This is a genomic window from Candidatus Poriferisodalis sp., assembly GCF_965198245.1.
GTDB lineage: Bacteria > Actinomycetota > Acidimicrobiia > Acidimicrobiales > Poriferisodalaceae > Poriferisodalis.
This window is the reverse complement of the sequence record NZ_OZ240249.1, coordinates 1,366,296-1,393,092: the sequence shown is the minus strand read 5'-3', so window position 1 is coordinate 1,393,092 and position 26,797 is coordinate 1,366,296. Positions and strand designations below refer to the sequence as shown.

General features: G+C 65.6%; 25 protein-coding genes. 14 read left to right on the top strand and 11 right to left on the bottom strand.

What is annotated here, in order from left to right:
• Positions 1-78 precede the first annotated feature (78 nt).
• Positions 79-2,625: a DNA polymerase gene (locus ACOCMM_RS06420; protein WP_419552358.1), complete on the top strand. Its 2,547-nt coding sequence runs from the start codon at positions 79-81 to the stop codon at positions 2,623-2,625.
• Positions 2,626-2,652: 27 nt separating this feature from the next.
• Here the strand turns inward: ACOCMM_RS06420 and ACOCMM_RS06415 are convergent, their stop codons facing one another.
• Positions 2,653-4,014, bottom strand: coding sequence for an MFS transporter (locus ACOCMM_RS06415; protein ID WP_419552357.1), 1,362 nt, complete (start codon positions 4,012-4,014; stop codon positions 2,653-2,655).
• 190 nt (positions 4,015-4,204) lie between these two features.
• Between ACOCMM_RS06415 and ACOCMM_RS06410 the strand changes: the two genes are divergently transcribed.
• Complete coding sequence (locus ACOCMM_RS06410; protein ID WP_419552356.1) at positions 4,205-4,984, top strand: SDR family NAD(P)-dependent oxidoreductase; 780 nt, start codon at positions 4,205-4,207, stop codon at positions 4,982-4,984.
• 61 nt (positions 4,985-5,045) lie between these two features.
• On the opposite strand, the gene ACOCMM_RS06405 is transcribed toward ACOCMM_RS06410, so the two are convergent.
• The 4 genes from ACOCMM_RS06405 to ACOCMM_RS06390 form a co-directional block, all read right to left on the bottom strand.
• Positions 5,046-5,825, bottom strand: coding sequence for an alpha/beta fold hydrolase (locus ACOCMM_RS06405; RefSeq protein WP_419552355.1), 780 nt, complete (start codon positions 5,823-5,825; stop codon positions 5,046-5,048).
• A gap of 130 nt (positions 5,826-5,955) precedes the next feature.
• Entirely contained in the window at positions 5,956-6,795 is an 840-nt protein-coding gene (locus ACOCMM_RS06400; protein ID WP_419552354.1) for an SMP-30/gluconolactonase/LRE family protein, read from the bottom strand.
• Positions 6,796-7,029: 234 nt separating this feature from the next.
• On the bottom strand, positions 7,030-8,478 hold the full coding sequence (locus ACOCMM_RS06395; RefSeq protein ID WP_419552353.1) for an HNH endonuclease: 1,449 nt from the start codon (positions 8,476-8,478) through the stop codon (positions 7,030-7,032).
• Between the two features lie 150 nt (positions 8,479-8,628).
• Positions 8,629-9,264, bottom strand: coding sequence for an NUDIX hydrolase (locus ACOCMM_RS06390; protein WP_419552352.1), 636 nt, complete (start codon positions 9,262-9,264; stop codon positions 8,629-8,631).
• Positions 9,265-9,336: 72 nt separating this feature from the next.
• Between ACOCMM_RS06390 and ACOCMM_RS06385 the strand changes: the two genes are divergently transcribed.
• Both ACOCMM_RS06385 and ACOCMM_RS06380 read left to right on the top strand, forming a co-directional pair.
• Positions 9,337-10,545: an acyl-CoA dehydrogenase family protein gene (locus tag ACOCMM_RS06385; RefSeq protein ID WP_419552351.1), complete on the top strand. Its 1,209-nt coding sequence runs from the start codon at positions 9,337-9,339 to the stop codon at positions 10,543-10,545.
• A 9-nt stretch (positions 10,546-10,554) separates the two neighbouring features.
• Complete coding sequence (locus tag ACOCMM_RS06380) at positions 10,555-10,869, top strand: hypothetical protein (protein ID WP_419552350.1); 315 nt, start codon at positions 10,555-10,557, stop codon at positions 10,867-10,869.
• Positions 10,870-10,923: 54 nt separating this feature from the next.
• On the opposite strand, the gene ACOCMM_RS06375 is transcribed toward ACOCMM_RS06380, so the two are convergent.
• Positions 10,924-12,111, bottom strand: coding sequence for a CaiB/BaiF CoA transferase family protein (locus ACOCMM_RS06375; protein ID WP_419552349.1), 1,188 nt, complete (start codon positions 12,109-12,111; stop codon positions 10,924-10,926).
• 689 nt (positions 12,112-12,800) lie between these two features.
• On the opposite strand from ACOCMM_RS06375, the gene ACOCMM_RS06370 reads away from it, so the two are divergent.
• Together ACOCMM_RS06370 and ACOCMM_RS06365 are read left to right on the top strand one after the other, a co-directional pair.
• Positions 12,801-14,219: a hypothetical protein gene (locus ACOCMM_RS06370; RefSeq protein WP_419552348.1), complete on the top strand. Its 1,419-nt coding sequence runs from the start codon at positions 12,801-12,803 to the stop codon at positions 14,217-14,219.
• Between the two features lie 170 nt (positions 14,220-14,389).
• Positions 14,390-14,758, top strand: coding sequence for a hypothetical protein (locus tag ACOCMM_RS06365; protein ID WP_419552347.1), 369 nt, complete (start codon positions 14,390-14,392; stop codon positions 14,756-14,758).
• Positions 14,759-14,811: 53 nt separating this feature from the next.
• On the opposite strand, the gene ACOCMM_RS06360 is transcribed toward ACOCMM_RS06365, so the two are convergent.
• Positions 14,812-15,999 (bottom strand): CaiB/BaiF CoA transferase family protein, encoded by a 1,188-nt coding sequence (locus ACOCMM_RS06360; RefSeq protein ID WP_419552346.1) that lies wholly within the window; start codon positions 15,997-15,999, stop codon positions 14,812-14,814.
• 384 nt (positions 16,000-16,383) lie between these two features.
• On the opposite strand from ACOCMM_RS06360, the gene ACOCMM_RS06355 reads away from it, so the two are divergent.
• The gene (locus ACOCMM_RS06355) at positions 16,384-17,607 is read left to right on the top strand and encodes an aminotransferase class III-fold pyridoxal phosphate-dependent enzyme (protein WP_419552345.1); all 1,224 of its coding nucleotides are present in this window, start codon (positions 16,384-16,386) and stop codon (positions 17,605-17,607) included.
• 70 nt (positions 17,608-17,677) lie between these two features.
• Positions 17,678-17,824, top strand: coding sequence for a hypothetical protein (locus ACOCMM_RS06350; protein WP_419552344.1), 147 nt, complete (start codon positions 17,678-17,680; stop codon positions 17,822-17,824).
• Positions 17,825-17,884: 60 nt separating this feature from the next.
• Here the strand turns inward: ACOCMM_RS06350 and ACOCMM_RS06345 are convergent, their stop codons facing one another.
• Positions 17,885-18,721, bottom strand: a complete 837-nt coding sequence (locus tag ACOCMM_RS06345; protein WP_419552343.1) for a DUF6159 family protein — start codon at positions 18,719-18,721, stop codon at positions 17,885-17,887.
• Positions 18,722-18,920: 199 nt separating this feature from the next.
• Positions 18,921-20,000: a DMT family transporter gene (locus ACOCMM_RS06340; RefSeq protein WP_419552342.1), complete on the bottom strand. Its 1,080-nt coding sequence runs from the start codon at positions 19,998-20,000 to the stop codon at positions 18,921-18,923.
• A gap of 135 nt (positions 20,001-20,135) precedes the next feature.
• On the opposite strand from ACOCMM_RS06340, the gene ACOCMM_RS06335 reads away from it, so the two are divergent.
• The 5 genes from ACOCMM_RS06335 to ACOCMM_RS06315 all read left to right on the top strand — a co-directional run bounded on the left by ACOCMM_RS06335 (position 20,136) and on the right by ACOCMM_RS06315 (position 23,688).
• Positions 20,136-20,942, top strand: a complete 807-nt coding sequence (locus tag ACOCMM_RS06335) for an SDR family NAD(P)-dependent oxidoreductase (RefSeq protein WP_419552341.1) — start codon at positions 20,136-20,138, stop codon at positions 20,940-20,942.
• 4 nt (positions 20,943-20,946) lie between these two features.
• Complete coding sequence (locus tag ACOCMM_RS06330) at positions 20,947-21,963, top strand: hypothetical protein (RefSeq protein WP_419552340.1); 1,017 nt, start codon at positions 20,947-20,949, stop codon at positions 21,961-21,963.
• Between the two features lie 101 nt (positions 21,964-22,064).
• Positions 22,065-22,328 (top strand): hypothetical protein, encoded by a 264-nt coding sequence (locus ACOCMM_RS06325; RefSeq protein WP_419552339.1) that lies wholly within the window; start codon positions 22,065-22,067, stop codon positions 22,326-22,328.
• Entirely contained in the window at positions 22,325-22,723 is a 399-nt protein-coding gene (locus tag ACOCMM_RS06320) for a type II toxin-antitoxin system VapC family toxin (protein WP_419552338.1), read from the top strand. The genes ACOCMM_RS06325 and ACOCMM_RS06320 overlap by 4 nt, the downstream gene beginning before the upstream one ends.
• A gap of 41 nt (positions 22,724-22,764) precedes the next feature.
• Entirely contained in the window at positions 22,765-23,688 is a 924-nt protein-coding gene (locus tag ACOCMM_RS06315; protein ID WP_419552337.1) for an SMP-30/gluconolactonase/LRE family protein, read from the top strand.
• 165 nt (positions 23,689-23,853) lie between these two features.
• Here the strand turns inward: ACOCMM_RS06315 and ACOCMM_RS06310 are convergent, their stop codons facing one another.
• Positions 23,854-24,789: an MBL fold metallo-hydrolase gene (locus ACOCMM_RS06310; RefSeq protein ID WP_419552336.1), complete on the bottom strand. Its 936-nt coding sequence runs from the start codon at positions 24,787-24,789 to the stop codon at positions 23,854-23,856.
• A 113-nt stretch (positions 24,790-24,902) separates the two neighbouring features.
• Here ACOCMM_RS06310 and ACOCMM_RS06305 point away from each other — a divergent pair, with 113 nt between their 5' ends.
• Positions 24,903-26,141, top strand: coding sequence for a cytochrome P450 (locus tag ACOCMM_RS06305; RefSeq protein ID WP_419552335.1), 1,239 nt, complete (start codon positions 24,903-24,905; stop codon positions 26,139-26,141).
• A 40-nt stretch (positions 26,142-26,181) separates the two neighbouring features.
• On the opposite strand, the gene ACOCMM_RS06300 is transcribed toward ACOCMM_RS06305, so the two are convergent.
• The gene (locus ACOCMM_RS06300) at positions 26,182-26,769 is read right to left on the bottom strand and encodes a Uma2 family endonuclease (protein ID WP_419552334.1); all 588 of its coding nucleotides are present in this window, start codon (positions 26,767-26,769) and stop codon (positions 26,182-26,184) included.
• Positions 26,770-26,797: the final 28 nt, after the last annotated feature.

Here is a 26,797-nt window from a genome sequence, read left to right as displayed (position 1 = left end):
TCGACCCGAGTCGAGGGGCGGATCGGACGCCTCCATGGCTGTTCGGTGACTGTCACAGGGCCGTCCTAGGGTGCCCTCGTGGACCTTCCAGCCGATGCCGCCGTCGCCGAAAGCGACATCCGACGGCTCGATCCGCGTCCGGCGCCAACCAAGGATCCCGCCGCGGTGCCGGTCACGGTCGTGGGTCCAGACAAGTTGGGCGAGTTCGTCGATGCGCTCCGTGGTTCTGCAGCGCGCGCGGTGGACACCGAGACGGTGTACCAGCCTCGCGTAGCAGGGTCGCGCGGACAGGTCCCCCAGCTACGCGTGATCTCTGCCGCGACCCGTGCTCCCGATGGCACCGAGTGCGCCTGGGTGGTCGATGTAGCTAGGCACGACGGGCCTGAGCTGGCCACGGCACTCCACGACGGTCTCCGGGTGCCCGATCTGGCATCCGACGCCTGGAATGCCACCTTTGACGATCGGGTCATCGACACGCATCTCATGGAGCCAGCCGAGGCCGCCGGCGCAGCTGTCGGATCACTGCGCTGGTGGGATGCGCAGCTCGCCGATGCTCTGCTGCATCAGGGATTGACGGGCTTCGGCTTCTTCCACGGCTTGGCATGGGCAGCCGAGCGCTACCTGGGACTGAGCGTCGAAGGCAAGGCCACCACCCAGCTGTCCTATTCCGCCGACGCACCCCTCAGCGATCACCAGGTGGCCTACGCCGCGGCAGACGCCGTGTTGACCCTGTGGGTGTCAGAAGTACTGCGTGACCGTTTGCGCGAGACGAGGTTGGAAGAGGTGTGCCGGCTCGAGCTGGCAGCGCGCCCATTCCTCGACCGCATGGAGCGGGCGGGCTTGCCGTTTGACGTCCAAGGGTGGGAGGCCGAGCTGGCCGGACTGGCAGCTCGGCGAGTCGAAGTGCTCACCCACTTGGCGGACCTGACCGGCGGCGGGCAGGCCGACTTGTTCGGCGGAGGCGTGGAGCCCAACTGGAATCCCGACAGCGAACAGCAAGCCCGCGACGTGCTGAATCGCTTCGCTGCCGACCGGGTCGAGGCGTGGACCGCGAAGACCGATCGCCACGCCCGTCCGCTGGCGCCTACCGATTCGCTGGGCGCGTCGGTGCTGGCAGGCATCGGCGGCGAACTCTGCACCGCGCTGCTGGCGTACCGCGACCTGTCCAAGACGCTGAGCACCTATGGGCACACGATGGCAGAGCACCTATGGTCCGACGGCCGTCTCCATCCGGAGTACCTGCAGGTGGTGGGCACCAACACGGGTCGGCTGGCCAGCCGCAATCCCAACGCTCAGAACTTCACTCCGCGCCTGAAGCCGTACATGAAGCCGCCGCCAGGACGAGTATTCGTCTATTCCGATCTGAGCCAAGCCGAGCTGCGGTTCGCTACCCAGCTGGCCGGCGACGAGGGCTTGAGGGCCGCGTTCGAGAGAGGGCATGACATTCACAGCGCCACCGCCGAGCGAATGTTCGGCGTGCAGATGGACGGTCCTGCGGGACTCGGCGCCCTCGACCGGCCTCGTTACGAGGAATTCCGCACCAAGGCCAAGCGCATCAACTTCGGCATTCTGTACGGGCAGCGCGGCGCGGGCCTGTCACGCGGCTTGACCGACGCCGGGGTGCCGACCAGCCGCGACGAGGCCGGCGCGCTCATCGAGGCGTATCTGGGCGCCTACCCCGGCATCGCGCAGTGGGTGGACGAGCGCGACCGCTATATCGGGCACTTCGCCGCGACCTCGCTCGATGCCGATTGGCCGCTCACGCTGCAACTGCATGCGCTGTGGCCCCGGACCGACGATGCTCGGCGGGCGCTGCGCAAACAGCAGCGTCGGCATCACAGCGCAGAAGAGGTTCACGAGGCGGTGCTCGCGGCGGAACGGGCAGCTGCAATCGACGCAGGTCGCTTCGCACAGGGCGGGGAGATTGACCTGCGTGACATCGATGTCGCGGAGGTGGCATGGGCGCTGTCGTTCGCCGCACCGGTGGTCGTTCGGTCCGATGGCTCGCCGCTGTCGTTCAGCTCCCGGACGCCGGCTGGGCGCCGCCAGCAGTTCACGTTCTCGGTGGACTGGGTGCTGGGCGAAGCTGCAGCCGTCGTCGGTTGCTCGACCAAGCCTCGGCCCGATGAGGTGTGGCGCCGGGTGCTGCAGCGATTCGAGCTCGCGCCCCCGACAGCTTTGTCGGGAGGGGCTCTGCGCCCGGCCGTCGACAAGGTGCTCGAGCAGAGGCATGTGCGGCGCGCTGTGGTCGATGAGGTCGGCGTTTCGATGGGCGAAGCCGACCAGCGTTTCCTGCTGCAGCGCGCGCTGCACACCCGGGTCGGCCAGATGGCCAACGCCTACCGCAATGCGCCGATCCAAGGCGGCGTGGCTGACGTCATGCTCGACGCCTTTGGGCGGCTGGGTGAGGTCTTGGCGCAGTATCGGTCTGCCGTCGCTGTGCAGACCGTCCACGACAGCGTCGTCATCGAGTGCGACGAACACGATGCTGCTGCTATCGCCAGCGATGTCAAGGCATCCCTGGAAGCAGCGATGTCGCGCTGGTGCCCCGACGTGCCCACGGTGGCTGACACCGACATCCGGTCAAGCCTGTCGGAGACCTCAATCCTCGAAGCGATCGACTGACGACGCAGCCGGCTCGGCGCGCGACGCCTATGCAACGTCCACGGATTGCGAGCGCTGGCTATTGCCGACATGGGTCATCGCATAGACCGCCATCGCAAGCGTGACGGCAATGCCCATGGTCAAGAACATGCGCTGCACGCCGACCCATTCGGCCAGCGCACCTAAGGGCGCAGCTGCGATAGCGAATGCCGCGAACGGCAGCTGCACCAGCGATTGGACGCGGCCCTGGTAGGCCTCATCGGTGGAACGCATGACGATTGTCTGAATCAATGAGATGAACCCGGTAGATGCCGCGCCGACGGCCACCGCGATCAGCATTGCCACTGCATAGCTAGGTGCCCAGCTGAGGGCGATGACCGAGGCGCCGAAGCCAAATCCCAGACCGATCAAGATGGTCCCGACACTCGACGAGTCAGCGCGCGACGCAAGCAGTATCGAAGCGATAACGGCACCGACCGACGCAACCCCGGAGATGAACCCGACATATGCATCGCCATAGCCGAAGACACCTTCCACAAGCGCTGGCATGAATGCGACGTAGTTGAAGCCGAACATGATCACGACAATCGATGTCAGTATCGGCCGGCGGAGCTCGCGGCGGCTCATCGCATACCGGACTCCCTCGCCGATCTCTGCCAATGGTTTGGCGCGGGAATAGCGGGCGATCTGTGACTCGTCGCCTTCGGCCGCCCGCGGTCGATGCGTCTCAGGGAGCTGCAAGAGCAAGAGGAAGCTGAGCGACGCGATGGCGGTCGAGACGAAGTACGCGCCTGCAAGGCCGAACAGCGCGATTCCCGCCAGTATTCCCGCCAGCGAAGGGGCAATCACGCGGCTCCCGCTCAGCGACAGCGACGAGAGCGTGATCGCGTTGCCCAGGCGCTCCCGGCCCACAAGCTCGGTTGTCATCGAGATGCGAGCCGGACCGATCAGGCCGAACATCAGGCCCTGCAGGGCACTGGAGACGAGCAGCATCCAGAACTGGATGACACCGGTCGCGAGGGCCGTGCCCATCCCGAGCGCCGTGAGGACGAGGATGAACTGGCCGACCAGCATGAGGCGTCGCTTCGAGAGCCGATCAGCAGCCACCCCTCCGAACAGCGTCGACACCGCCAAGGTGAGCCCGAAGAAGAGGAACACGATGCCGAGAGCCCCTTCGCTCTCGGTGAGATCCCACGCCAGCAGCCCCCGCAGCAAGAACTGCATCTGGATGCTCATGAAGGAAAACACCCCGCTCAGCCATAGTGCCCGGAACGCCGGAACATGCAGCGCTGCGAATGTCGTGGTGCGGTCGTTCGGTCCGGGCCCCGACGATGCCTTGATTTGACCGTCGCTGTCGGCAGGGGGCTGGGCCTGCCCGCCGGGCGCCGTCGTCGCCCGTGATTCCGTCATACCTGTGGCCCCTTCGGACAAGCCGGATGACGACGCTACCGGTTCGCCTGCGCCGGTGAATGGGGCGCGGACGTGGTGTGACCAGCGTTGCGGGCCAGCGTCTCGCAGCCGGCGCTAGCTTCAATTCGGCTCGGATCTGACGTACCGATTCGTGCCACAACCGATACCACCATTCCAGGAGAGTGCCCAAATGCCACGTCTTGACCTCAGCGGAGCTTCAGCCATCGTCACCGGCGGAGCGTCGGGCATCGGCGAGGCCAGTGCACGCCAGCTGGCCGATGCCGGCGCGCACGTCGTGATCGCCGACCTGCAGGAAGACCTCGGCGCCGAGGTGGCGGCGTCGGTCGGCGGCCTGTTCGTGCGATGTGACGTCACCAGCGTCGACGAGGCAAGCGCAGCGGTAGATGCGGCGTCGGAGATGGGGCCACTGCGAGCGCTCGTCAACTCGGCTGGGCTCGGCCGCGCCGGGCGCACCATCGACCGCAATAACGTGCCGATGGATCTCGAGCAATTCCGCTTCGTCATCAACGTGAACCTGATCGGCTCGTTCAACATGCTGGCCCAAGCTGCCTCGGCAATGGCCAAGACCGAGCCCGTCGACGGCGACGGATCCCGCGGCGCAGTCGTGAACATGGCCTCGGTCGCCGCGTTCGACGGTCAGATTGGCCAAGCCGCGTACTCCGCCTCGAAGGGCGGTGTGGTGGGCATGACCCTGCCCATCGCCCGCGACCTGTCCGCCACCGGCATTCGCGTCAACACCATCGCTCCCGGCCTGATCGACACGCCGATCTACGGCGAGGGTGAGCAATCCGACCAGTTCAAGGCACACCTCGGACAGAGCGTGCTGTTTCCCAAGCGACTCGGCTATGGCGAAGAGCTGGCGTTCATGGTCATGGAGTGCATCACCAACCCGTACATGAACGGCGAGGTGATCCGCGTCGACGGCGGCATCCGGCTGCCACCTCGCTGATTCACCCCTGCGATCACTCGCGCCAATCAACCGCTTCGATCGGCGCTCTTGCGCCAAGCGTTCAACCAGTCGCGGCTTCAAGGAATTCGGCGATAGCGTCGTTGAACGCCTCGGGCTGTTCCTGGTTGGCCAGGTGGCCCGCATCGGCGATCTCCACGTAGCGAGCGCCGGGGATCCCTTCGGCGAGCCGCTGGGAGGCTCGCGGCGGGGTGACCTCGTCGTGCTCGCCCACCACCACGAGCGTGGGCGCGGCAATGCGCTCCAGATCCGGGTAGTGGTTGGATTCCGCCATCGAGTCGCATGCCCACTGGTAGCAGGGCATGCGGATCGACGGGATCATCATGTCGGCGACATGAGACCGAAGCTCCGAGGATGCTCCCGGGCTGACGAGCCGCTGCGCACGTGCCGCAGCGAAGCCTTCGGGTCCCAGGTCGACGAAGTCTGCCGCTCGCGCCCGCATCGCTTCCGCCTGTTCGGGCTTGGTACCGGCACCGGCACTCGAATCGGCCAAGACGAGCGAGGAGACCAGATCGGGATGCCGCAGAACGAGGCGCGTCGCGGTGACGCCGCCCCACGAGACGCCCAGCACAGCAACCGGCCCGTCGGACTCTGCGGCTATCAGCGACGCAGCCGCATCGGCCCAGCCGTCGATGCCGGGGGCGTCATCGGGATCGGCCGAGAAGCGGTAACCGGGAGCGTCCCAAGCCACCAACCGCATGCCCAACCGCTCCGCCAGCGGCCGCTGACCCAAGAAGGCATCGGCGCACGAGCCGATGCCGTGCAGGCACAGCAGCGCAGGTGCGTCGTGCGCACCGTATGACCAGCGAAAGACGTTGCTCATGCCGCCTCCCTCACCAGAGAACAGTCGCCGACCACGCTCATGGGCCTGCTCAGCAGCGCGGGACCAGTCGGCACGCGCACGCCGTGCTTGACGGGGGATGAGCAGGAAATCGAGCCGGTGTGCTGAGAGCTCATGGCTTCGGTCGAACCCGCGCCAGCGGGGTCGGCACGCCAGCCACAGTGGCGCGGGTCCGGAAGATGCAGCCGCCGTCGGATGTGCCGCCGCCGGTCACGACGTACAGATCGCGCATGTCGGCGCCGCCGAAGCAGACGCTGGTGACGAACTGGTCGGGAACTGGCACTGCGACGTCCGGCTCGCCGTCGGGCGTGTAGCGCTGCACCCGGCCGCCTTCGGCCAGCGCAACCCACACGCCGCCCTCGACATCCACCGCCAAGCCGTCAGGCACCTGGCGCTCCCGCACGAACTCCCGCCTGTTCGACACAGCGTCGCCGTCCACATCCGACACCCACACCCGGCCCGGGATGCTGTCGGAGTGATACAGCCGGGTGCCATCAGGCGAGAAGCCGATGCCGTTGGTGAGCCGCACGTCGCCGTAGACCTCCTCTGCCGAGCCGTCGAGGTTGATGCGATACAGCTCGCCCGGCTCGTCCGCCGATGACTCGTCGAAGGGGTTGCGGCGCAGCGATCCGACATAGACACGGCCCAGCGCGTCGGTGTGCATGTCGTTGAAACCGGCAACGTCAGGGGCGAACAGCACCTCCGAGCCAGCATCGGTGACGTGCTGGATATTGCGGCCGCTCACCACCACGCCACCGTCGGCGTGCAACACCATGCCACCCACGCCCCGACGCTTGGGCACCACGATCTCGATTTCGCCGTCGGGTCGCCGCCGGCGCACGCCGCCGTTGGGCACATCGGAGAAATAGAAGTTGTCGTGCTCGTCGACTCGGGGACCTTCGATCAGCCCCCACCCCGAACTCAGCAGCTCCAAATCGAATCCATCGTCCATTGAGCTCTCCCCCGCTCCCGCCTCGCCAGTCTCGGTTCGCAGTGTTCGGACACTAATGAACCAGCGCGGAGGTCGGGTTCCCAACAGCGCTGAGCAAGCACCCGTCGGTTGGTCGGCTCGGCGTGCCGCCGTGGCCCTTCTTCTGCGGTGCGCTCTCGGGGAGCCGGACCAGCCCCCGTCCTCAGGCTCTCGCAGCCCTCAATCGGCAGGCCTTCAGTACCGCAGCGGAACGCTCTAGAGAAACAGGGCGGGTTCGCGAGCTAGATCGGGCTTGCAGGCCGGGGCGGCGTCCCGGGACTGGGCGTGTTTCGGCGCCGGTGCGGGGTTGCGACGCTGGGTCGGCTTCTTGGACGGTGCGGGGTTGGGCGGCGACTTTGCTTCGGGGGGCGCGAGCCGGTAGCGGTCGTCGCGGATCACAACTTGCCAGTTGTGGTCGTGGATGCGGTCGTGGCAGGACCAGCAGACCAGCACGAGGTTGTCGATCTTGGTGGGGCCGCCGCGTTTCCAGGGGATGATGTGGTGCGCTTCGCATTCGCCGGGCACTGCGCCGCAGCCGATGCAGGCGCCGTCTCGGGCGATCAGAGCGCGGCGCTGGGCTGCGGTGGGCGCTCGTGCAGCGACGGCCTCGTAGAGCGGCGTGAACTGCTTGCCGAACAGCACGACGGAGATGTCAGCGTTGCAGGCGAGCCGGTCGATCACGCTGGCGGGGACGGGTCCGGTGCCGACGATCTCGCCGATGCCACCATGCTCGTCGAGCTGGTCGCCGAGGTCCGCTCGCACGATGATCTGCGTGGATGGGCACCTGTGCCCCGCCGGGCCGGTGCTCTGGGAGCCAGCACCGCCGGAATCCGGGGTGCCGGCGGCTGCGGTACCGGCAGAGGCGGGTGCGGGTTCGGCGTGGGAGAGGATGCGGTCGAGCGCGTCGGCCATGCGTTGGTCGCGGGTGCGCACAGCGCCGTCGCGTGCCGAACCATTGGGCGCTGTGCCGTGCAGGGCTGCGCCGTTGGGTGCTGCGCCGTCGGGGCTCGCGGCTGTGCGGTCGCGCAGCAGGCGGCGGTCGGCTTGGCGGAGGCGTTCGGCTTCGTCGCGGATACGGGCCTGGATGCGGGCGCCCATCTCTGCGTCGAACGCGCCGCGCATCTGCACGGTCCCGTCGTCGCCGTTCCAAAAGCGCACGTTGCGGTTGCGCCCGTTGCGGTGATGTCGCTCGGCGAGGTCTGCGGCGTTCTGGTGCTGCGCAGTCCAGCGCTGGGACGCTTGGGCGAACTCGTCGGGCGGCAGCGTCTTGGCCAGATTCACGAACTCGGCGTCGTCTTGCACCGCATCGGGGCTCGTGTCACGCGCTGCCCGAGCCAGACGGGCGGCGTTGGCCATGCACATCTCACCCTCGGCCAGTGCGGATCGGGCATCGGGCACCCGCTCGAGCTCAGCGGCGGCGCGAACATTGCGCGCTGCCTCTGAGCGCGGGACTGCCGCGATCTGGTGCAACACCCCGGCACCGCCGTCGCCGTGGCGCTCGCGCCGCGCGATCTGAGACGCCACGGCGGTCTCAAGCGTCTCGAGCTTGGCGCGCAGTGGCTTGGCCAGACCCAGCGCCTCGCGCAGCTCGGCGGTGGGCGCGCCATCGACGCCATCGAGCGCTGATGCGAGCGAGTCGAGCGCCTGCCGCACCTGAGAGAACATACGTTCATTGTAAGGGCGCGGTGTCACATTCGAACGCTCGTATGCTATCAGAATGATTACAGATATATGACATTTGATGTTGTTGTTGTCAGATCTATTTCATTGATTGTCGAATCCGCTGTGGGGCGAGCGGGCGCTGCAGCCGACTGATCAGCTCGAAGGACTGAATGTGATGGGCAGCGGGTGTCCGGTTCGGGTGAAGAGGTCTTGCAGCATCCGCAGCGTCATGCCCCAGACGACCCGCCCGTGCCCGACTTCGATGCCCGGGAAGCGCTCATCGGGCCGCGGCGGGTAGAGGTAGTCGATGTGGTGCTGCGGGTCCGCCAGTTCCGCCACGGAAACCCACAGCGCGTCCGCAACTTCGTAGTTGAGCGTCAAGACGGGACGGTCGCCGTCGAGCCAGCACACATGCGGGGTCACTCGCAGCGCCGCACCGCGCCAACGCGGATTGCCCTCGAGATCGTCGAGGCGGCCAAGCCAGCGGACCCCCGAATGAGCGGTGATGTCGAAGCCGATCTCCTCGCGGCTCTCGCGCACCGCCGTGTCGAACGTGTCGTCGTCGTCGGGTTCGGTCCGGCCGCCCGGAAAGGCCATGTGGCCAGACCATGGGTCCCCGTTGCGGATGGCGCGTTCGATGAACAGCATCTCTGGACCGCTATCGCCCCGTCTCACCACCGCCGCAACGGCGGCAGTCGGACCGTGATGCGGCGCATCCAAGTCTTGGCTCAGCACCTCCGACAAGCACTCAGCGTCGAATACCCCGATGACGGAGTGCTGCCCTACCACGGCATCGCAGCGTAGGTGGCCGAGCCCGATCGGCTCCGAGTTGCCAGATGCGTCACTGCTACCGTCGCCGCGATGACTGCAGCTGACTCTGTCGCCTCAGCCGAGTCCGACGATCCGACCACCGGCATGGACGCCGTGGCATTCGAATCGTTTGCGGGCGAGGTCGCGCAATTCCGGGACACGGTCGTGGCGCCGAACGTCACTCGCTGGGAGAGCGAGAAGCGCATGGCGCCCGAAGCCCTGCGGGAAGCGTCGGGGATTGGGCTGCTGGCCATGGAAGTGCCCGCGGCGCTCGGCGGTCTCGGGATGAACTTCGCTCAGAAGTGCCGCATCGTCGAGGTGCTCAGCGCCGTCTCGATGCCGTTCGCCTTCAGCCTGGTGAACACTGGCAACATTGCCGCCCGGGTGGCGAACCTCGGCAGCGAGGTCCACCGCGAGCGGTATCTGGCAGACCTCATGGCTGGGCGCCGATTCGGCTCGACAGCGCTGACCGAGCCAGGGGCCGGCAGCGACTTCGCCAACATCGCCACCACCGCGACACCCGTCGAGGGCGGCTTTCGGCTCGACGGTGCCAAGGCATGGATCACCAACGCCGCGCACTCCGACGTCATCTTCTGCTACGCGCAGACCGAGCCGGGTTCTCGGGGCCGCGGCATCGCGTCGTTCCTCATCGACGGCACCCGGGCGGGCTTCGAACGACTGCTGCCCTATGAACTCGCGGGCGGTCACCTGATCGGCACCGGCGGCTTCCGGCTTGACGGCTACATCGCCCCCGCCGAAGATCTCATCGGCCCGCCCGGGCAGGCGTTCCTCGCAGCCATGTCCAGCGTGAACGGCGCCCGCACGTACGTCGCCGCTATGTGCTGCGCCATGGTCGAAGCAACGCTGGCAGGCGCAGTGCGCTACGGCACACAGCGCGAGGCATTCGGCAAGCCCGTCATCGGGCACCAAGGGCTGGCTTGGAAGCTGGCCGGTGTACAGAACCGCCTCGAGGCGGCCCAGCTGCTCACCGAGCGTGCGGTCGAAGCGGTCACCGAGTCGCTGCGCACCGGCGACGCCTCAGGAGCGATCCTTCCAGCGGCACATGCCAAGAAGTTCACCACCGAGACGGCCGAGGCCGACATCGCCGCATGCATCCAGACGATGGGCGCTGAAGGCCTACGAAGCAACTACCCGTGGGGTCACCACCTCGTCGGCGCACGCATCGCCAACTACGTGGACGGCAGCACCGAGATCCAGACCGACCGCATCGCCCGTTCCCTGCAAGACATATACGCCTGAGAGGATCACATGAACCTGTTTCATTCTGCCCGTCGCATCCACATTCCATTCACCAAGTACTGGATCGGGATATCGAAGCCTCTCGATCATGTTCACTTGATCGTCGTCGGACCTCACATCTGGCGACTGTCCACCTGGTACAACCCGAACGCGAAAGCTTGGATTGCAGAACTCAAAACCGAAACCGAAACCGAAACCAAGAGACTCACTGTGCCAACAACTCGGATTCCAAACTGGAAGAACGCATGGGAGCTAATCGCCTCCAGGATCGAAACCGACATCATTTTCCTCAAAGACGACAACCGAAAGAGAGCTGGCCGATGATCTATGGTCAAGACTTCGTCCCCGGGGTCACGATCAGAAAATGCGGAGAACCGCTCAGCCGAAGACGCCTTCCTCGCGCAGCGCGGTGATGTCATCCCACGTGTAGCCGTGCTCGAGCAGAACCTCCTCGGTGTGCTGACCGAGCTCGGGTGCGACGGCGCCGGGCTCAAGCGGCGTGGCCGACATGCGGATCGGCGTGCCGATCACCACACGGTCGCCGTCGGGGTGCTCCACCCGTCGCAGGTAGCCGTTCTCGTACATGGACTCATCGGCGGCAATCGATTCGTAGTCACGGACCAGCCCGTAGCGAACGCCAGCGCCGGTGAGCACCGCTTCCCACTCCTTGAGGGTCCTGGTCGGAAACACTTCGTCGATGATGGCGACCAACTCGGCCCGTGCATCAGAGCTCAGGATGAGATCCAGGAACCGTTGGTCGTCGGCTAGGTCGGGCCGGTCGAGCAGCTTGGCGAACTCGGGCCACCCCGGTCCGGTGCCGCTGAGCAGGTGGATCCAGCCATCGGCCGCCTCGACGGTGTGGAGCAGGGTGGGCACGAATGCGTGGCCCGAATCGATCCGCTCGGGATTGCGACCGGTCAGCAACGTGTAGGTGATCTCCGACGCCTGCGCGTAGATCATGCCGCCCACGAGCGACACATCGACCCGCTGCCCCAGCCCGGTCTCTCGGCGATGGAGCAACGCAGCAAGAATGCCGGTGACCATGTTCTGGCAGCCGACATGGTCCGAAATGACGGCCCCGTTCATGACCGGAGGACCGCCGTCGATCCGGGTGGCAAACATCAGCCCGCCCTCTGCCTGACTGCTCGAGTCAGCGCCCTCACGGCCCGACTTGGGGCCGATCGGCCCGAACGTCGAACCGGTCGCGTACACAAGCCGGGGATTGATGGCTGAGAGGTGCTCGTAGGACAGGCCCCAGGCCTCCATCGTCCCAGGCACGAAATTGTGGATCAGCACATCGGTCTCAGCGACGAACCGCTCAAGCGCGCTCTTCCCGCCCGGGGTGCGCAGGTCGAGGGTGACCGACCGCTTCCCCCGATTGCACGCTTCGTAGTACGGACTCCGTGGATCGTCGGGCGACACGGGAATGACCCGCCCCAGGTCTCCCATGCCCGGCAGCTCGATCTTGATGACCGACGCTCCCATGTCATGCAACGTTGCCGCAGCCTGCGGGCCCTGCACCAAGATGGACAGGTCAACCACGGTGTAGTCGTCAAGCGCTCCCATCGCCGGATGGTAACCCCCGCTATTCGCGGCAGACTTCGGATCACTCGACGTCTCGCCGTCCGATCCTCGCTTGCCAGACCGCGTAGACCACACCTCACAGGACGATGACCATGTCAACCGCATCGACGCAACCACCCTCAGCTGATCTCTATGAACGGCAGCACCGAGATCCAGACCGACCGCATCGCACGCACGCTCGCTGCCACCTACGCGACAAGTTGAACCCGCCGTATCGCCGCTCCTCCGCCGCGACACACGCGACAGGCTGAGTCACGGCACTCAGCCGAAGACGCCCTCTTCCCGCAGTGCGGCGATGTCATCTCACGTGTAGCCGTGCTCGAGCAGGACCTCCTCGGTGTGCTGACCTGACGGCGATCCGATCGATGATCTACTCGCAACGTCGACTTGGCTGCTTCCCTGTCGGGTTGACCAGTCAGCAGGAGAGGGCACCCTGCCACCAGCGAAGAAAGTGTTCCCGCGTCCCAGATGAGGCGCCCCAAACAGCGATGATTCCATTCGTGCATGCTAATATGACCAGTTCACGTCCGCAATGCCGTTAGTCTGCTGCGACCTCCAACCCAAGAAGGAGCAGATCACTCATGCGTGAGACACTCAGCCCGTCCCCGCAGACGAGAACATGAATGGCGAAACGCTGGACTGTTGTTCTCGTCTCCGTCCTAGCGGCCGTCATGCTGACCAGCACTGTCGGTGCCGGCGCGCAGACGACACCGCTGATCGATAGCGGACCCGAATCGGAAACCGGCGCAGTTCCTCAACAGCCACCCAGCACCCTGACGGAGACCGTCAACCCAGCCATCGCGTCGTATGCGGCGGATTATTCGGTGAGCGAGGCAGAAGCAGAGCGTCGCCTCGCCCGTTTGGATGGCATCAGCGAAGTGCTTCAGTCGATCCGCGAATTGGATTCCGAGCGGGTCGCAGGCTGGGGGATCGACCATGGCGAAACCCTCACCGGCTGGGTGTGGCTGACCGGCACCGGTGCAGCGAGCACCGAGGCCGTGGCCCTCGCCGATGCACATGCCGACATCGAGATCCGCGTAGGTGCCGCCCACACGTATGCGGAACTGCGGGATGCTCAGGACGGCTTCGGCGATGGCAGCCACATCGTTGCACCGGGCACAACCGGCGCGGTCGGGCATGCGACCGGCGGTTCGGACTTGCTGCAAGATCTGCCATCGATCGTCACCTTCACGGGTCTAGACCTGCGCAGCAACGGCATCTATATCGGCATTGACCCGTCGCTTGCGGCGGATGCTTCGACGGGCAGTGCAATCGTGCCCGGCGGGCTGATGACTCCGGACCCAATCGCAAGCACTGACGGGAATGCGACCGACGACACATCGCTCGAGACGGCCATAGCGCAGCTGACCACCGACCTTGATCCCCATATCAGTGTCGCGTTCGAAGTCGTTGACGGTCGCGGTGCAGGATTCAGCGCGGACTTTGACGGGGGCCGCGGAATGCGCACTTGCACATCCGGCTTCGCCGCTGTGACCAATGACACTGGTGTCTACGGAATCGTGACAGCAGGCCACTGCTCCAACACGCAGCGAATGCAGGGGGTCTCGCTTCCGTGGGTGCGCGGCTATGAGAGCCGTCGTGCAGACGCGCAATTCCACGAGATCCCCACGGGGGCAAATCATGTCCTCTATGACGACTATGTCTGCAACACGAGCGGCTGGTGGGATTCGGAGTGCGATGTGTCCGGTGACATAGCGCGCATGAACATGCAAGACCATTACGTGTGTCACACGGGCATGAACACGGGCACCTCGTGCGGCACGGTCGAGGACATCAGTCACCGTCCCTCCTACTACGGCGCATGCAGGTACGGAAGCGAGACGGGTCGCAGGATCAACTGCAGCAGCGTCTTCGTGCTGGTAGAGGGTCCGTCGTTGTATTCGTGTGAAGGCGACAGCGGAGGGCCTTGGTTCAGCTACGGAACTGCCTACGGCATCCACATGGGAACCGTCAACCAGTACCCGACCTGCTATGAGCCTGTGTCAGGAGCGATCTTCTCGGCAATCGACGAAGTCGAGTCCTTCCTCAATGTCGACATTCTGAGCAATGGCTCTGTCACGATTGAGTAAGCACATGTGACGTGAGGCCGTGGGAACGTCCTGCTGTCGGGGGATCAATGTGTTCTAGGACGGGGCGAGCAGGGTATGCACTGCTCGCCCCGTCAATCCTGCTGTGGCTCGCTCTTGCGGGATGCGGGCAGAACCGCCCCGATTCTGCGGTCGAGCGAGAATTCGCAGGAATGTGGGACTACCCCCGAGTCGGGCTCTGGGAGAGGAGCGATTCACAGCTTGAGGGAACGCTGACCATCGAGGGAGACTGCGTTCTCGTGATCGAGAGTTACTCCGAGCAGCGAACTCTAGTCTCATTGCCACGCAGCTTGCCGGTGTTCGAACGCGGCGAGCGGTCCACAGGGATCGAAGACGCCAAAGGCTGGATGTCGACGGTGTATGACGCTGAAGCGAAATCGCTATGGGTAGGCGAAGGCGGACAGGTACGCGTCGGAGACCACGTGTCGCTCTCAGGCCATCCCATCGACAGCGACTGGTTCGACGGTGAATGCGCCGCGGATTCCTACTGGCGAGCAGGCTCTCTCGAACTCTGGCCCTGACCGCGTGAGATGTCGACAGACCGCACCCCTTGCACGAAGCTCACGCCAAACGCTCAGCCGAAGACGCCCTCGTCCCGCAGTGCGGCGATGTCATCCCACGTGTAGCCGTGCTCGAGCAAGACCTCTTCGGTGTGCTGACCGAGCTCTGGCGCGACGGCGCCTGGTTCGAGCGGGGTGGCTGACATGCGGATCGGGGTGCCGATCACCACAAGGCTGCCGTCGGCGTGTTCCACCCGTTTCAGGTAGCCGTTGTCGTACATCGACTGATCGGCGACGATCGTCTCGTAGTCGCGGACCAGCCCGTAGCGAACCCCGGCCTCGTCGAGCGTCGCCTCCCACTCACCGAGGGTCCTGGTCGGGAACACTTCGTCGATGATGGCCACCAACTCGGCTCTGGCATCGGCGCTCAGCATGAGGGCCATGAACCGCTCGTCTTCGCCAAGATCGGGTCGGTCGAGCAATTGAGCGAAATCGGGCCATTGCGGTCCGGTGCCGCTGAGCAGGTGGATCCAGCCGTCGGCCGCTTCGACGGTGTGGAGCAGGGTCGGAACAATGGCGTGGCCCGAATGGTTCCGTTCCGGGTTGCGGCCGGTCATCAGGGTGTAGGTGATCTCGGACGCCTGGGCGTAGATCATGCCGCCCACGAGCGACACGTCGATCCGCTGCCCTGTGCCGGTCTTGGACCGATGGAGCAACGCGGCCAGAATGCCGGCGACCATGTTCTGGCAGCCGACGTGGTCGGAAATGACTGCCCCGTTGATGATCGGTGGACTGCCGTCGATCCGGGTCCCGAACATGAGCCCGCCTTCGGCCTGACCGGTCATGTCGGCTCCTTCGCGGACGGACTTGGGGCCGATAGGCCCGAAGCTCGAACCGGCGGCGTACACGAGCCGGGGATTGATGGCTGACAGGTGCTCGTATGACAGGCCCCAGGCCTCCATGGTCCCGGGCACGAAGTTGTGGATCAGGATGTCGGTCGCCTCGACGAGCCGCTCAATGGTGCTCTTCCCGCCTGGAGTGCGAAGGTCGAGCGTGACCGACCGCTTCCCTCGGTTGCACGCTTCGTAGTACGGACTTCGGGGATCGTCCGCCGAAACGGGGATGACCCGTCCCAGGTCACCCATGCCCGGCAGCTCGATCTTGATGACCGACGCTCCCAGGTCGTGGAGGGTGGCCGCAGCCTGCGGACCCTGCACCAACACGGCCAAGTCCAGCACTGTGTAGTCGTCAAGCGCTCCCATCGCCGGATGGTAACGCCCACCATTCGCGGCAGCCTCCCAGTCACTCGAAACCAACACCGCACCGTTGCGAGCGGTCGTCGCTACCGACCCGGCCGTCAAGCAAGGATTGTCCGACCTCTACGGGCCGGAGTGGGCGAAGTACACCCACGGATTCATGAAGCGACTCGAAGGCCGCCGGCCGACATGGCCTACCGCGACATGTTAGGTCAGGCCTGGACGGGCTGAACTGGTCTTGTGGCAACGCAATGGTCAAGGTGTGATGTGGACGTCGGCGCCTCGACGCCACGTATGCGAAGGACTCAAACCAGATCATCATCCTGTTGCGACGGCTGCGTCCCGGAATCCGGTATGTCAGGCTCTCACCGTGTTCACAGGGGGAAGGTCATGAGCGAACCACTGGCGACTCCGACATCTCGAGCGCTGTACGAGCGTGCGCAGGCGGTGATACCAAAAGGCGTGTACGGGCATTACGGGCCCGCCGTGATCGAGGACGGGCCGGTCTTCTTCTCCTCGGCGGAAGGTGCCCGGTTCACCGATGTGGACGGCAACTCCTACATCGACTGGATGTGCGCATACGGCCCGAACATCTTGGGATACAACCACCCGGCGGTGGAAGAGGCCGCGGAGAAGCAGGCCGCGGACGGCAGCACGGTCAGCCTCGCCGCGCCCGTGATGGTCGATCTGGCCGAAGAACTCGTCGACCTCGTGGACGGGGCCGATTGGACGCTGTTCGGCAAGAATGGCGCCGATGCGACCGGCCTGGCCGTGATGGTTGCCCGCGCAGCAACGGGGCGGCGGTACATCCTCAAGATCCAGGGCGGCTATCACGGCTCGGCCCCGTGGATGCAGGCGCCCGGCAACAAGGGCACGATCGCCGAGGACCAAGCGTTCGTCATCGAGGTGCCCTGGAACGACGCTGACGCCGTGCAAGCGGCCATCGATGCGCATTCGGGCGACATCGCCTGCTTCATCTCGTCGCCGTACCACCATCCCGTGTTCGCCGACAATGAGCAGCCTGCGGACGGCTACTGGGCGGCCGTCGAGGGCGCATGCCGGGCGGCAGGGGTCGTCGTCATCCTCGACGATGTCCGCAGCGGGTTCCGGATCGATCTCGCCGGCTCGCACGTCGCCTACGGCTTCGCGCCCGACCTCATGTGCTTCGGCAAGGCGATCGGGAACGGGCACCCCATCGCAGCGCTCGCCGGCAGCGAATCGCTGAAACAAGTCGCCGGAGAGACGTTCTTCACCGGAACCCAGTTCTTCAACGCAGCGCCCATGGCGGCCGCCCTCGCCACGCTGCGCGAGCTGCGCTCGTGCGATGCGGCCGCGGCCGCGACCGAGACCGGCGTTCGCTTGGACGATGCCCTGACCGATGTGGCGGCGGCTCATGGACACGAACTGCGGGTCACGGGTGTGCCGGCGATGCCGTACTTCCGCATCATCGGCCCGGGAGGCAGTCGGTTCCACGCCCGCTGGGTTGCGGAGTGCATCCGGCGCGGCGCCTACCTGCTCAGCTATCACAACAGCTTCGTGTGCACCGCCCACACCGACGACGACATCAAGCGCACCTGCGACATTGCCGACGCGGCGTTCGCCGCGCTCGACTGAGGTCGGAGTCGCCTGACCGATCCGGAACTGTTCCGGTGACCAACCGCCCGATGGCCTGGAAGGAACGCGCATGAAATACGGCTTTACCGTGCCTAACAACTTCGGGGTCGACGACCCCGCCGATGTGGTCGGATTGGCCGTTGAGGCCGAGCAACTCGGCTTCGACTCCGTGTGGGTGAACCACCACGTGCTCAATGTGGGCTACGTGGTGATGTAGCAGTGCTCAGCCAGGGACTCGCTTCCTTCGCTGGCGAACACTGCCTTCCCAGCTGAGCGTCTAGCGTCGACCGCTGCGCTTCGTTCGGAACGAGTTGCGCAACTGGTTGGCGTCGTAGCCGCCGAGCACTTGGCCGTCGGTGGCGTACACGTAGAGCGCCGTCTTGAAGTAGATGCCCAGGGCACCCACCACGACCATCACCGTCACGACACCCGCAAGGCCGACGGCTGTACCGACGACGATGCCGACGACGCCCGGAACGATCAGACCAATCAGCACACCGACGATGACTGCGGGGAGCATCAGCACGAAGCCGAGCAGGCCGAATCCCGCTTGAGAGATCAGGTTCTCGCCCCAGGTCTGTCGAACCAGACCAGCCGATCGCTTGATGCTGGAGATCGGCCTTTCATCATCGACGATGATGGCGGGAACGACGAGATAGGTGGCAATGGCCCAGGCTGCCTCGGCGAACCACGTGAGGATGCTTCCGAGCGCTCCTAGGCGCTCTCGGAGAAATCGAATCAGGATGCCGAAGGTGGCAGTGATGACAGCCCAGCCAAACAGGCTCGGCAGGTGCATCGCAGCCCGAGCCATGGCGCTGCGCACTGTGGGGTCTCCACCCGACATCCGGTCATGGGCACCCGCCACAAGCGCCCCTTCGAAGAAGACGCCGATGGCGGTTGCAGCCACAACAAACACGAAGCCGAGTACCGCCATGCTGCCGCTGACGCTGCCCTCCTCGACATCGCCGACGACGAAGCCCACTACGCATGCCGCCGCAACGAGGGCGAGAATCGCGAGCATGCTGAGGACGGGTAGCCACAGCAGTTCCCGGTCCTGCTTCAGCAATGACCACGAGGTCTTCGTCAGTCTCCAGGTATTTGCCATTCGGCCCATCGCGATGCTCCTTGAACGTCGGCGAGTCGAGAGCTCAGGCTCTCCGATCGCCGCGGCGATCCCGGTCCGCCTTGAGCGTACAGACGCACTGTGACGCCAAGGGTCGCCTTCGGACAGTGCCGCTCAATCGGCCCGTTGAAACGGTGAGCGGACAGGTTCTGCCCCTTCGGGCTCGCGTCGCACCGACGCCGGGTCGCTCTCAGCGACTGGCCGCGGCGGTTTCTCGTCGCGCGGACGCCGGCGTACGTATCACCATCGCCACCGAGGCCAGCACGACTGCGCCGCCAGCGAACTGAGTCAGCGTCATCGGCTCGCCGTGAATCATCCACGCCATTCCCACCGCCACGATGTGCATAGCCAGCACATACAGCGACGACCGGGCAACCTCGAGGTGGGCATGGCACCAGGTCATGAGGACGTGACCGAACACGCCGGTCACGAACGCCACGATGACGATCCAGAGCCAGTCGTAGCCGCCGAACTCCCGCCAACCCGCTGGCGAGACCCACAGCAAGGTGGGCGGGATTGCCGCGATCAGCGACCAGAAATTGATGCCGGCCATCCACTCCATCGGATCGACGGCGCTCGCGGAGCGCGCCATACGCGTCAACACGAAGTAAACGGTGAACGTCAGGACCGACATTGCGGTCAGGAACAGTCCGAATGGGCTCGCTCGGAAATCCCCGCCGGCACCAGCGATCACGCCGACGGCACCGCCCACCCCGAGCAGCGTGAAGGCGATCTGGCGGAAGCCGACCCTGTCGCCGAACAGGGGTCCCACGACCGCCAGGAGCATGGCCGGCTGCAGGGCCATCATGACCGACATCACCGAGATGGTGACCTGCTGCACTGCGGCGAAGACGAAGACCATGTTGATGCCGAAGGACAGTCCCGGCAGCGCCGTCTGCCAGAACACCCGCCGAGACAGCCAGCGGCCGCGCAGCGCCAGCACCGCCAGCAAGAACGGTGTCGACATCCCGAATCGGATGACAGCGCTGACCATTGGGGGTGCACTGAGCAGCTTCGCTATCGGCGGACCCATGCCCCAGGAGATGACGACGAGCCCCATGATGACGAGCGGCAGCGCGGCGCTGGTGGGGTGCACAGGCATAACACCTTCGGCGGGCCTCGGCGGCAGGGAAGTTCGGGCGCCGTTGAGAGAATCCCCGATGGCACCAGCTCGACCGATGGCGGGCGCCACAACGAAGACGGCACCGCCCCGGTTCGACGGTTCGGGCATGCTGCCGCCCGGCGGCGCAGCCCGATCCGATCCCCTCACCCGAGCGAGGCTAGGGCTGATTCGCCGGCTGAACCCGGGATCGCGAGACGTCCGGTAAGGGGCAGCCCCCGCCAATACGCTGCGGTCCGCGGGCAGCCCAGCCCGCGGCACAGCCCGCAGCACAGGGGGAATGCCATGACCGACGAGGCCAGCGCCGACGACACCGGGTCCGAAAGCAGCCTGGCACCGCAGTGGTCGATTGATCTCAGTGGCCAGACGGCGTTCGTCACCGGCACCACCTCAGGATTGGGCAGGCGCTTCGCCACTGTCCTCGCTGCGTGCGGTGCCAGCGTGGTCATCTGCGGCAGGCGCGTCGAGCGGCTGAACGCCTTGGCGGCCGAGTTGGAGGCCGACGGCGCAACTGTGCTGCCGATGCCGCTCGATGTCACCGACACCGAGGCGCTGTTCGGGGCCGTCGCCACCGCCGAAGAACAGCTCGGTCCAGTGCAGATCCTCGTCAACAACGCTGGCAAGCCCGACGCCCGCCTGGCGCTCAAGATGGACCCGGCGTTTGTGGACGAGATGATCGCCACGAACCTCACGTCGCTGTTCCACCTGTCCTGTGAGGTCACCCGGCGACTGATCGCGGCTGAGCTGCCGGGCCGGATCGTCAACATCTCCTCGGGGGCTGCCTTCAGGGCACCGATCGGGACCTCGATGTACGCCGTCACCAAGGGTGCCGTCGTGCGCATGACCGAAGTGCTGGCGCAGGAATTCGCCCGTTACAACGTGAACGTCAACGCCATTGCCCCGGGCGCGTTCGAGAGCGAGATGATGGACGGAATGCTCGAACGCATGGGCGACATCACCAAGATGTTCCCCCGCCGACGCCTGGGCAAGGCTTCGCAGCTCGACTCGACGCTGCTGTACCTGGTGTCGCCGCTGTCGGATTTCGTGTCGGGCACCTGCATCACCGTCGACGACGCGCAGGGAGCCGGCTGAGATCGTGAGCTCGACGGACGCCACGGCTGGCGTCGGCAATCACACTGATGCCGACGCCACGAGCGTCAGCAATCGCACTGATGCCGACGCCACGAGCGTCGGCATTGCCGACCTCGAAGCGGCGGCGCAGCACTGGCAAGAGTACGGCTGGGTGCTCGTGGACGGTCTGGTGCCGACCGCGGACATCGATCATGCGGTGGAGGAACTGTGGGACTTGTACCCGCACCCTGATGAGTTCCACGCCGACGACCCCGCTGTGCGAGACCGATTTGTCGGCAACAGCTTCAAACAAGGCCACGAGTTCCCCGAGGCCGACGCTGAAGGCGCCGCCTTCCGGCCCAAACAATTCCTGGGACACATCCTGTTCCCCTACACGTCGCCGCGGCTGAACCGGCTCCAGGTGCATCCCAACGTCACGGCGTTCGCTCGACTGGCGATGGGCATCGATGACATCCGCATCTACCAGGCCCGCATCTGGGGCAAGTACACCGGCGTCACCAACTACGAGCAGCCCTTCCACCAGGATCGGAACCACAACGTCGTGCCCGACCGCCTCGAGCCCGGCTGGTGGAACCTGGAGGGGTTCCTGTACCTCAGCGACGTCGAACCTGATGTGGCGCCGACCGAGATCGCGGGAGGCCCAGCCGACTCGTCTCGGCCCTACGACGGGCCGCCCGAAGGCGAGCGGTTCTCCGCCGCCGGTGCCCGGGGCTCGTATCTGGCATACCGACCCGACGTGTGGCACCGAGGTGTCGACCTGACGCGGCCCGGCGGCAGCCGCTTCCTCATGAGCGCCTCATTCAAGCCGGCAGGTGCCGACTGGATGGGCTACGACAACGTACAGCCGGTGACCGTCGGGCGGCCGTGGATCACGTTTGCTGCCACTTGTTCGCCTGAGGAGTTGGCGCTGTTCGGCGCCCCGCTGCCCGGCCACCCCTACTGGACCCCCGAGTTGGTCGACGCCCTCGAACGCCGCTACCCCGGCATCGACCCAAGCCCCTGGCGGAACGCCCTGGTTTGACCGCCGGAGACGCAGTCTTTGCTGCGCAACCCTTGTGACTCGGTCTATGCTGCATACTGAGTCATATCTGAATCAGATTCTTGTCATGACGGAGGTGCGCAATGGACCAACTCACCGTCCGGGGATTCGAAGACGACCTCGAAGCTGCAATGCGTCGTCTCGCACAACGCGAGGGTGTGTCGTTGAACAAGGCTGCACTGAGATTGCTGCGCAAAGGCGCGGGTCTGTCCGACGACGCTGAACGAACCGACATGGTCGGCACATCGCTCGACCATCTGATCGGCAGCTGGACGCCGACTGAAGCTGACGAGATCGACCGCGCTCTCGCGGACTTCGAGACCGTCGACGAGGCCTCCTGGGCGTGAGGCTCCTCCTCGACTCCAACGCTTACTCGCTGCTCATGCGTGGGCACGAGCGCGTTGGCGAACTGGTGCGAAATGCTCAGGAATTGCTGTTCTCCGCCGTTGTGATCGGCGAATTGATGTATGGCTTCCGAGTCGGATCGCGTTTCGAGCGGAATGTCGCAGACCTCCGCTCTTTTCTCGAGAGTCCGTATTCGACCCTCGTCGAGGTCGGTCAAACGACCGCCGACCGCTATTCAAGAATCGCCGCAGCTTTGAAAGGCAAGGGTCGCCCCATCCCGACGAACGACGTGTGGATTGCCGCACACGCAATGGAGACCGGCGCAGACCTTGTCTCAGCAGATCGGCACTTCGAGCACATCGACGGGCTTGTCTGGGTGCCGATCTCGGCGAGCTGAGCGCTTCGGCGACCCAGCGCCGCGCGGTAGCGTCGGCGGCCATGAGCTTCTTCGGATCTGATCACTTCGAGACCATCACCGACGGCCTGATCTTCCCTGAAGGTCCGGTGGTGCTGCCCGACGGCTCGGTGGCCGTCGTCGAGATCGGGCGGGGCACGATCACCCGTGTCGATGTGTCCGATGGTCGCAAGGACATCCTGGCCACGCCCGGCGGCGGGCCGAACGGTGCAGCACTCGGTCCTGACGGTGCGCTGTACGTATGCAACAACGGCGGCTTCGAGTGGATCACGGTCCGCGGCCGCACGGTGCCCGGCGAGGTGGCGGCGGACTACACGACCGGACGGATCGAACGGATCGACGTCGAAACGGGTGAGGTGGACATCCTCTACGCCGACGTGAACGGCGTCTCCCTCAAAGGGCCGAACGACATCATGTTCGACTCCACCGGAGGTTTCTGGTTCACCGACCACGGCAAGACCCGTGCTCGTGACCGTGACCGCGGCGGGCTGTACTACGCAAAGGCCGATGGCAGCCACATCGAAGAGATCGTCTTCCCGATGGACGGGCCCAACGGCGTCGGCATCTCCCCAGAAGAAGACCGCGTCTATGTTGCCGAGACCTTCCAGGGCGCCATGTTCGCGTTCGACCTCGAAGGGCCGGGCAAGGTAGCCGCTGGCGTGCCATCACGGGGCTGGTTCCTGGCGCGACCCGCCGGCCGCAAGTACTTCGACTCGCTGGCGATGGACGCAGAAGGCAACGTGAGCGTGGCGACGATTCTCACGGGGGGCATCAGCACGTTCACCCGCGATGGCGAAGAACTCGAATTCGCTCCCACCGACGACTCCGCCACCACCAACATCTGCTTCGGCGGCGATGACATGCGAACTGCGTACGTCACCCTGTCAAGCACAGGCCGCCTCGCCGTCGGCGACTGGCCCCGCCGCGGCTTGAAGCTCCCCTTCTAGAAAAGCAATCCTCAGGCCAGACAGCGAGGCATGGCGCCGCCGACCTAGGCGACGTGTCTGATGGGTCGCCTCCGGCCGACGGCGATTTCTAGGCCAAGCAGCGAGGCATGGCGCCGCCGACCTAGGCGACGTGTCTGATGGGTCGCCTCCGGCCGACGGCGATTTCTAGGCCAAGCAGCGAGGCATGGCGCCGCCGTTGTAGGCGACCATGTCCATGATCGCCCGTTCGACGCCGGGGAACTCGTAGCTGCCGGGCGCGGCCTCGCGATATGCGACATGGAGATTGCCGGCCAGCCGTTCGGGATCGGTGTAGCGGGCATGTGACCCGAGGTCGCTTGCTTGTGCCTGCTCCAGCGGTGAGCGTTCGGCTGCGATCCCCTCAGCCGCGCAGTCCTGCACGAAGCGCAGGTACGCACGCTGCTCACCGAGGACCCGCTCAATGTCGCCGCCGCCGACGTGCGGACCGTGACCCGGCACGATCACCTCGGCGCCGTAGCCCTCAATGACATCGAGAGCGTCCAGCGTCCCCGACACCGAGCCGAACAGGGCGAACGGCGTACCCCCGTGGAAGATCAGGTCGCCGCAGAACAACGCCCGGCAGTCGGGCAGCCACGCCAGGATGTCGCCGTTGGTATGCGCCACGAAGCCCAGGTCCGACAGCTCGATACGCCGGTCGTCGAGGTGCAGCACGGTCGAGCCCTCGAAGGTCACATCGGGCGCCCGGAACCGCAGATCCCCCCAGTCCACGCCAGGAAACACTGCGCTGTAGTCGGGAATGCCTGCGGCCACCATCACCTCGCGGCACGCCGTGTGGGACACCACCGTGGCGTCAGCAAAGAGGTAGTTGCCGTGGGTGTGATCGGCGTGGTGGTGTGTGTTGACCAGGATCGTCACCGGGTTGGGGGTCACCGACGCGATGGCATCGAGGTAGGCGCGAGTGCGGCGCTCGGTGGAGGTGGCGTCGATGGACACGACGCTGCGGGAGCCCACCACAAACCCCATGTTGTTGATGAACCAGGTGCCGTCAGGCTGCACGTAGCTGTACACGCCCGGTGCCACCTCGCTGAGCTGTGCTGCCTCGACTGCTGCATGTCCCGACATGTGCCCTCCTCGGGTCCGGCGAACAGGCTCCGCTTCTACGGCGAAGCGTAGAACCCGTCGCCTACGCTGGGGAGCGCCTCGGATCGCGCCCGCAGGGACTCAAGGGAGCCGCCATGAGCACGACTGCCGACATCGACAGCTCTTCGGTAGAACGGGACTTCGACGTCTACAGCGACGAGTACATCCAAGGCGCTGCTGACGTCTGGGACGATCTGCGCCCAGAGTGCCCGGTCGCTCACAGCAGCCACAACGGCGGGCACTGGATGCCCACCACCTGGGACGACATCGCCGCAGTCGCCTACGACACCGAGAACTTCAGCTCCCGCGACATCGCTGTAGCGCCCACGCCCGAAGGCGTCGGGCTGCTGACGGCTCCGCCGATCACCTCGGACCCGCCGTTCCATACCGACGCCCGACGGCTGCTGCTGCCGTTCTTCGGGCCCACGGCCGTAGACGAGATGGTGGAGGTCACCCGCAGCATCGCCCGTGAGCGAATTGACGCAATCGTGGCCGAAACCGGGGTGGACCAAGGACGTTCCGGCGTCACCGACGCCGCCGACACCTATTCCAAGCACATTCCTGTCCGGGTCATCGCCCGCATCCTGGGGCTGCCCGAGTCTGACGAGCCGGACTTCACCCGCTGGGCCGTCGATGTGCTGCAGTCCAAGGGCGACGAGTTCGGTCGGCGCGCAAACGCCACACGTGAAGTGCTCCAGTACTTCGGCGAGCTCACCGACCAGCGGAGGCAGGAACGGGCGGACGACCTGCCGTCGAAGCTGCTCGACATGCGGCTGCCCAACGGCGACCCGCTAGCCAATCACCACATCACCGGTGCCAGCTTCCTGCTGCTGCTCGCCGGCATCGACACCACGTGGAGCTCGATCTCGGCCAGCTTGATGCACTTGGCCATGCACCCCGAAGACCGTGAACGGCTGGTCGCGGAACCCGAGCTCATCCCCACCGCCATCGAGGAGTTCCTGCGGGCCTATGCACCCGTGACGATGGCAAGGGTCACCGCCACTGAAGATGCAGAGATCGGCGGCTGCCCGGTCGCACACGGCGACAAGGTGCTGCTGCCGTTCGGGGCTGGCAATCGCGATCCGTCGAAGTTCGAGCGTCCCGATGAGGTCATCATCGACCGCGCCGAGAATCGCCACTTCGCCTTCGGGCTCGGAATCCACCGCTGCCTGGGCTCGAATCTGGCCCGCATGGAGCTGAGGGTCGCCATCGAGGAGTGGCTGGAGCGGTTCCCGAAGTTCGAACTCGCCACCGACGTCGGCCGTGGCGGTGTGGAATGGGGCGGCGTCCAGGTACGCGGCCCCCGCAACCTGCAGATCCGCGTCGGCATCTGAGCCTCCGAAGCGGGGCGTCGAGCAGAGCTCATGCCCTGGCTCAGGCCGCGAAGAGGCTGCTGAGCGAGTACGTGAATCCTGGCAGGACTGAGCCGCCGTCGAGATCGTCGTCGAGCGTGAGCGTCTCGACCTGCTGTGCGGCGGCCCGGTCAGTGCCGGCGCGGTGCACCTCGATCGTATTCGCGTCGGGATGCACCACCCACAACAGCCGCACGCCAAAGCTGAGCCACATGGCGGTGCGCTCTGCGAGCTCGCTCGGACGATCGTTCGGCGATGCCACCTCGACTACTAGGTCGGGCACGACGCCTGAGTAGCCGTTGGGTTCTGTGCCAAACGGCAATCGCTCGGCGGAGGTAAAGGCAATGTCTGGCTCGCGCACGGTGTCGGGATTGCGCTCGAGCAAGATGCCGGCATCGGTGCCGATGACGGTCCCGAGGCCGCGAGCCTCGGCATGGTCAACCAGTCGTGCGCCCAGACGCATAGCGACCATCCCGTGCCGATATCCAGCGGGTGCCATCTTGCAGAACAGCCCCCTGACCAGTTCGCCGCGCACGCCCTGGGCGTCTAGACGCAACAATTCCTCGGCAGTGAGCAACGTAGTCGCAGAGGGCTGAGTGATTGTTTTCATTTTATTTCAATCACTTTCATCGTGTCAT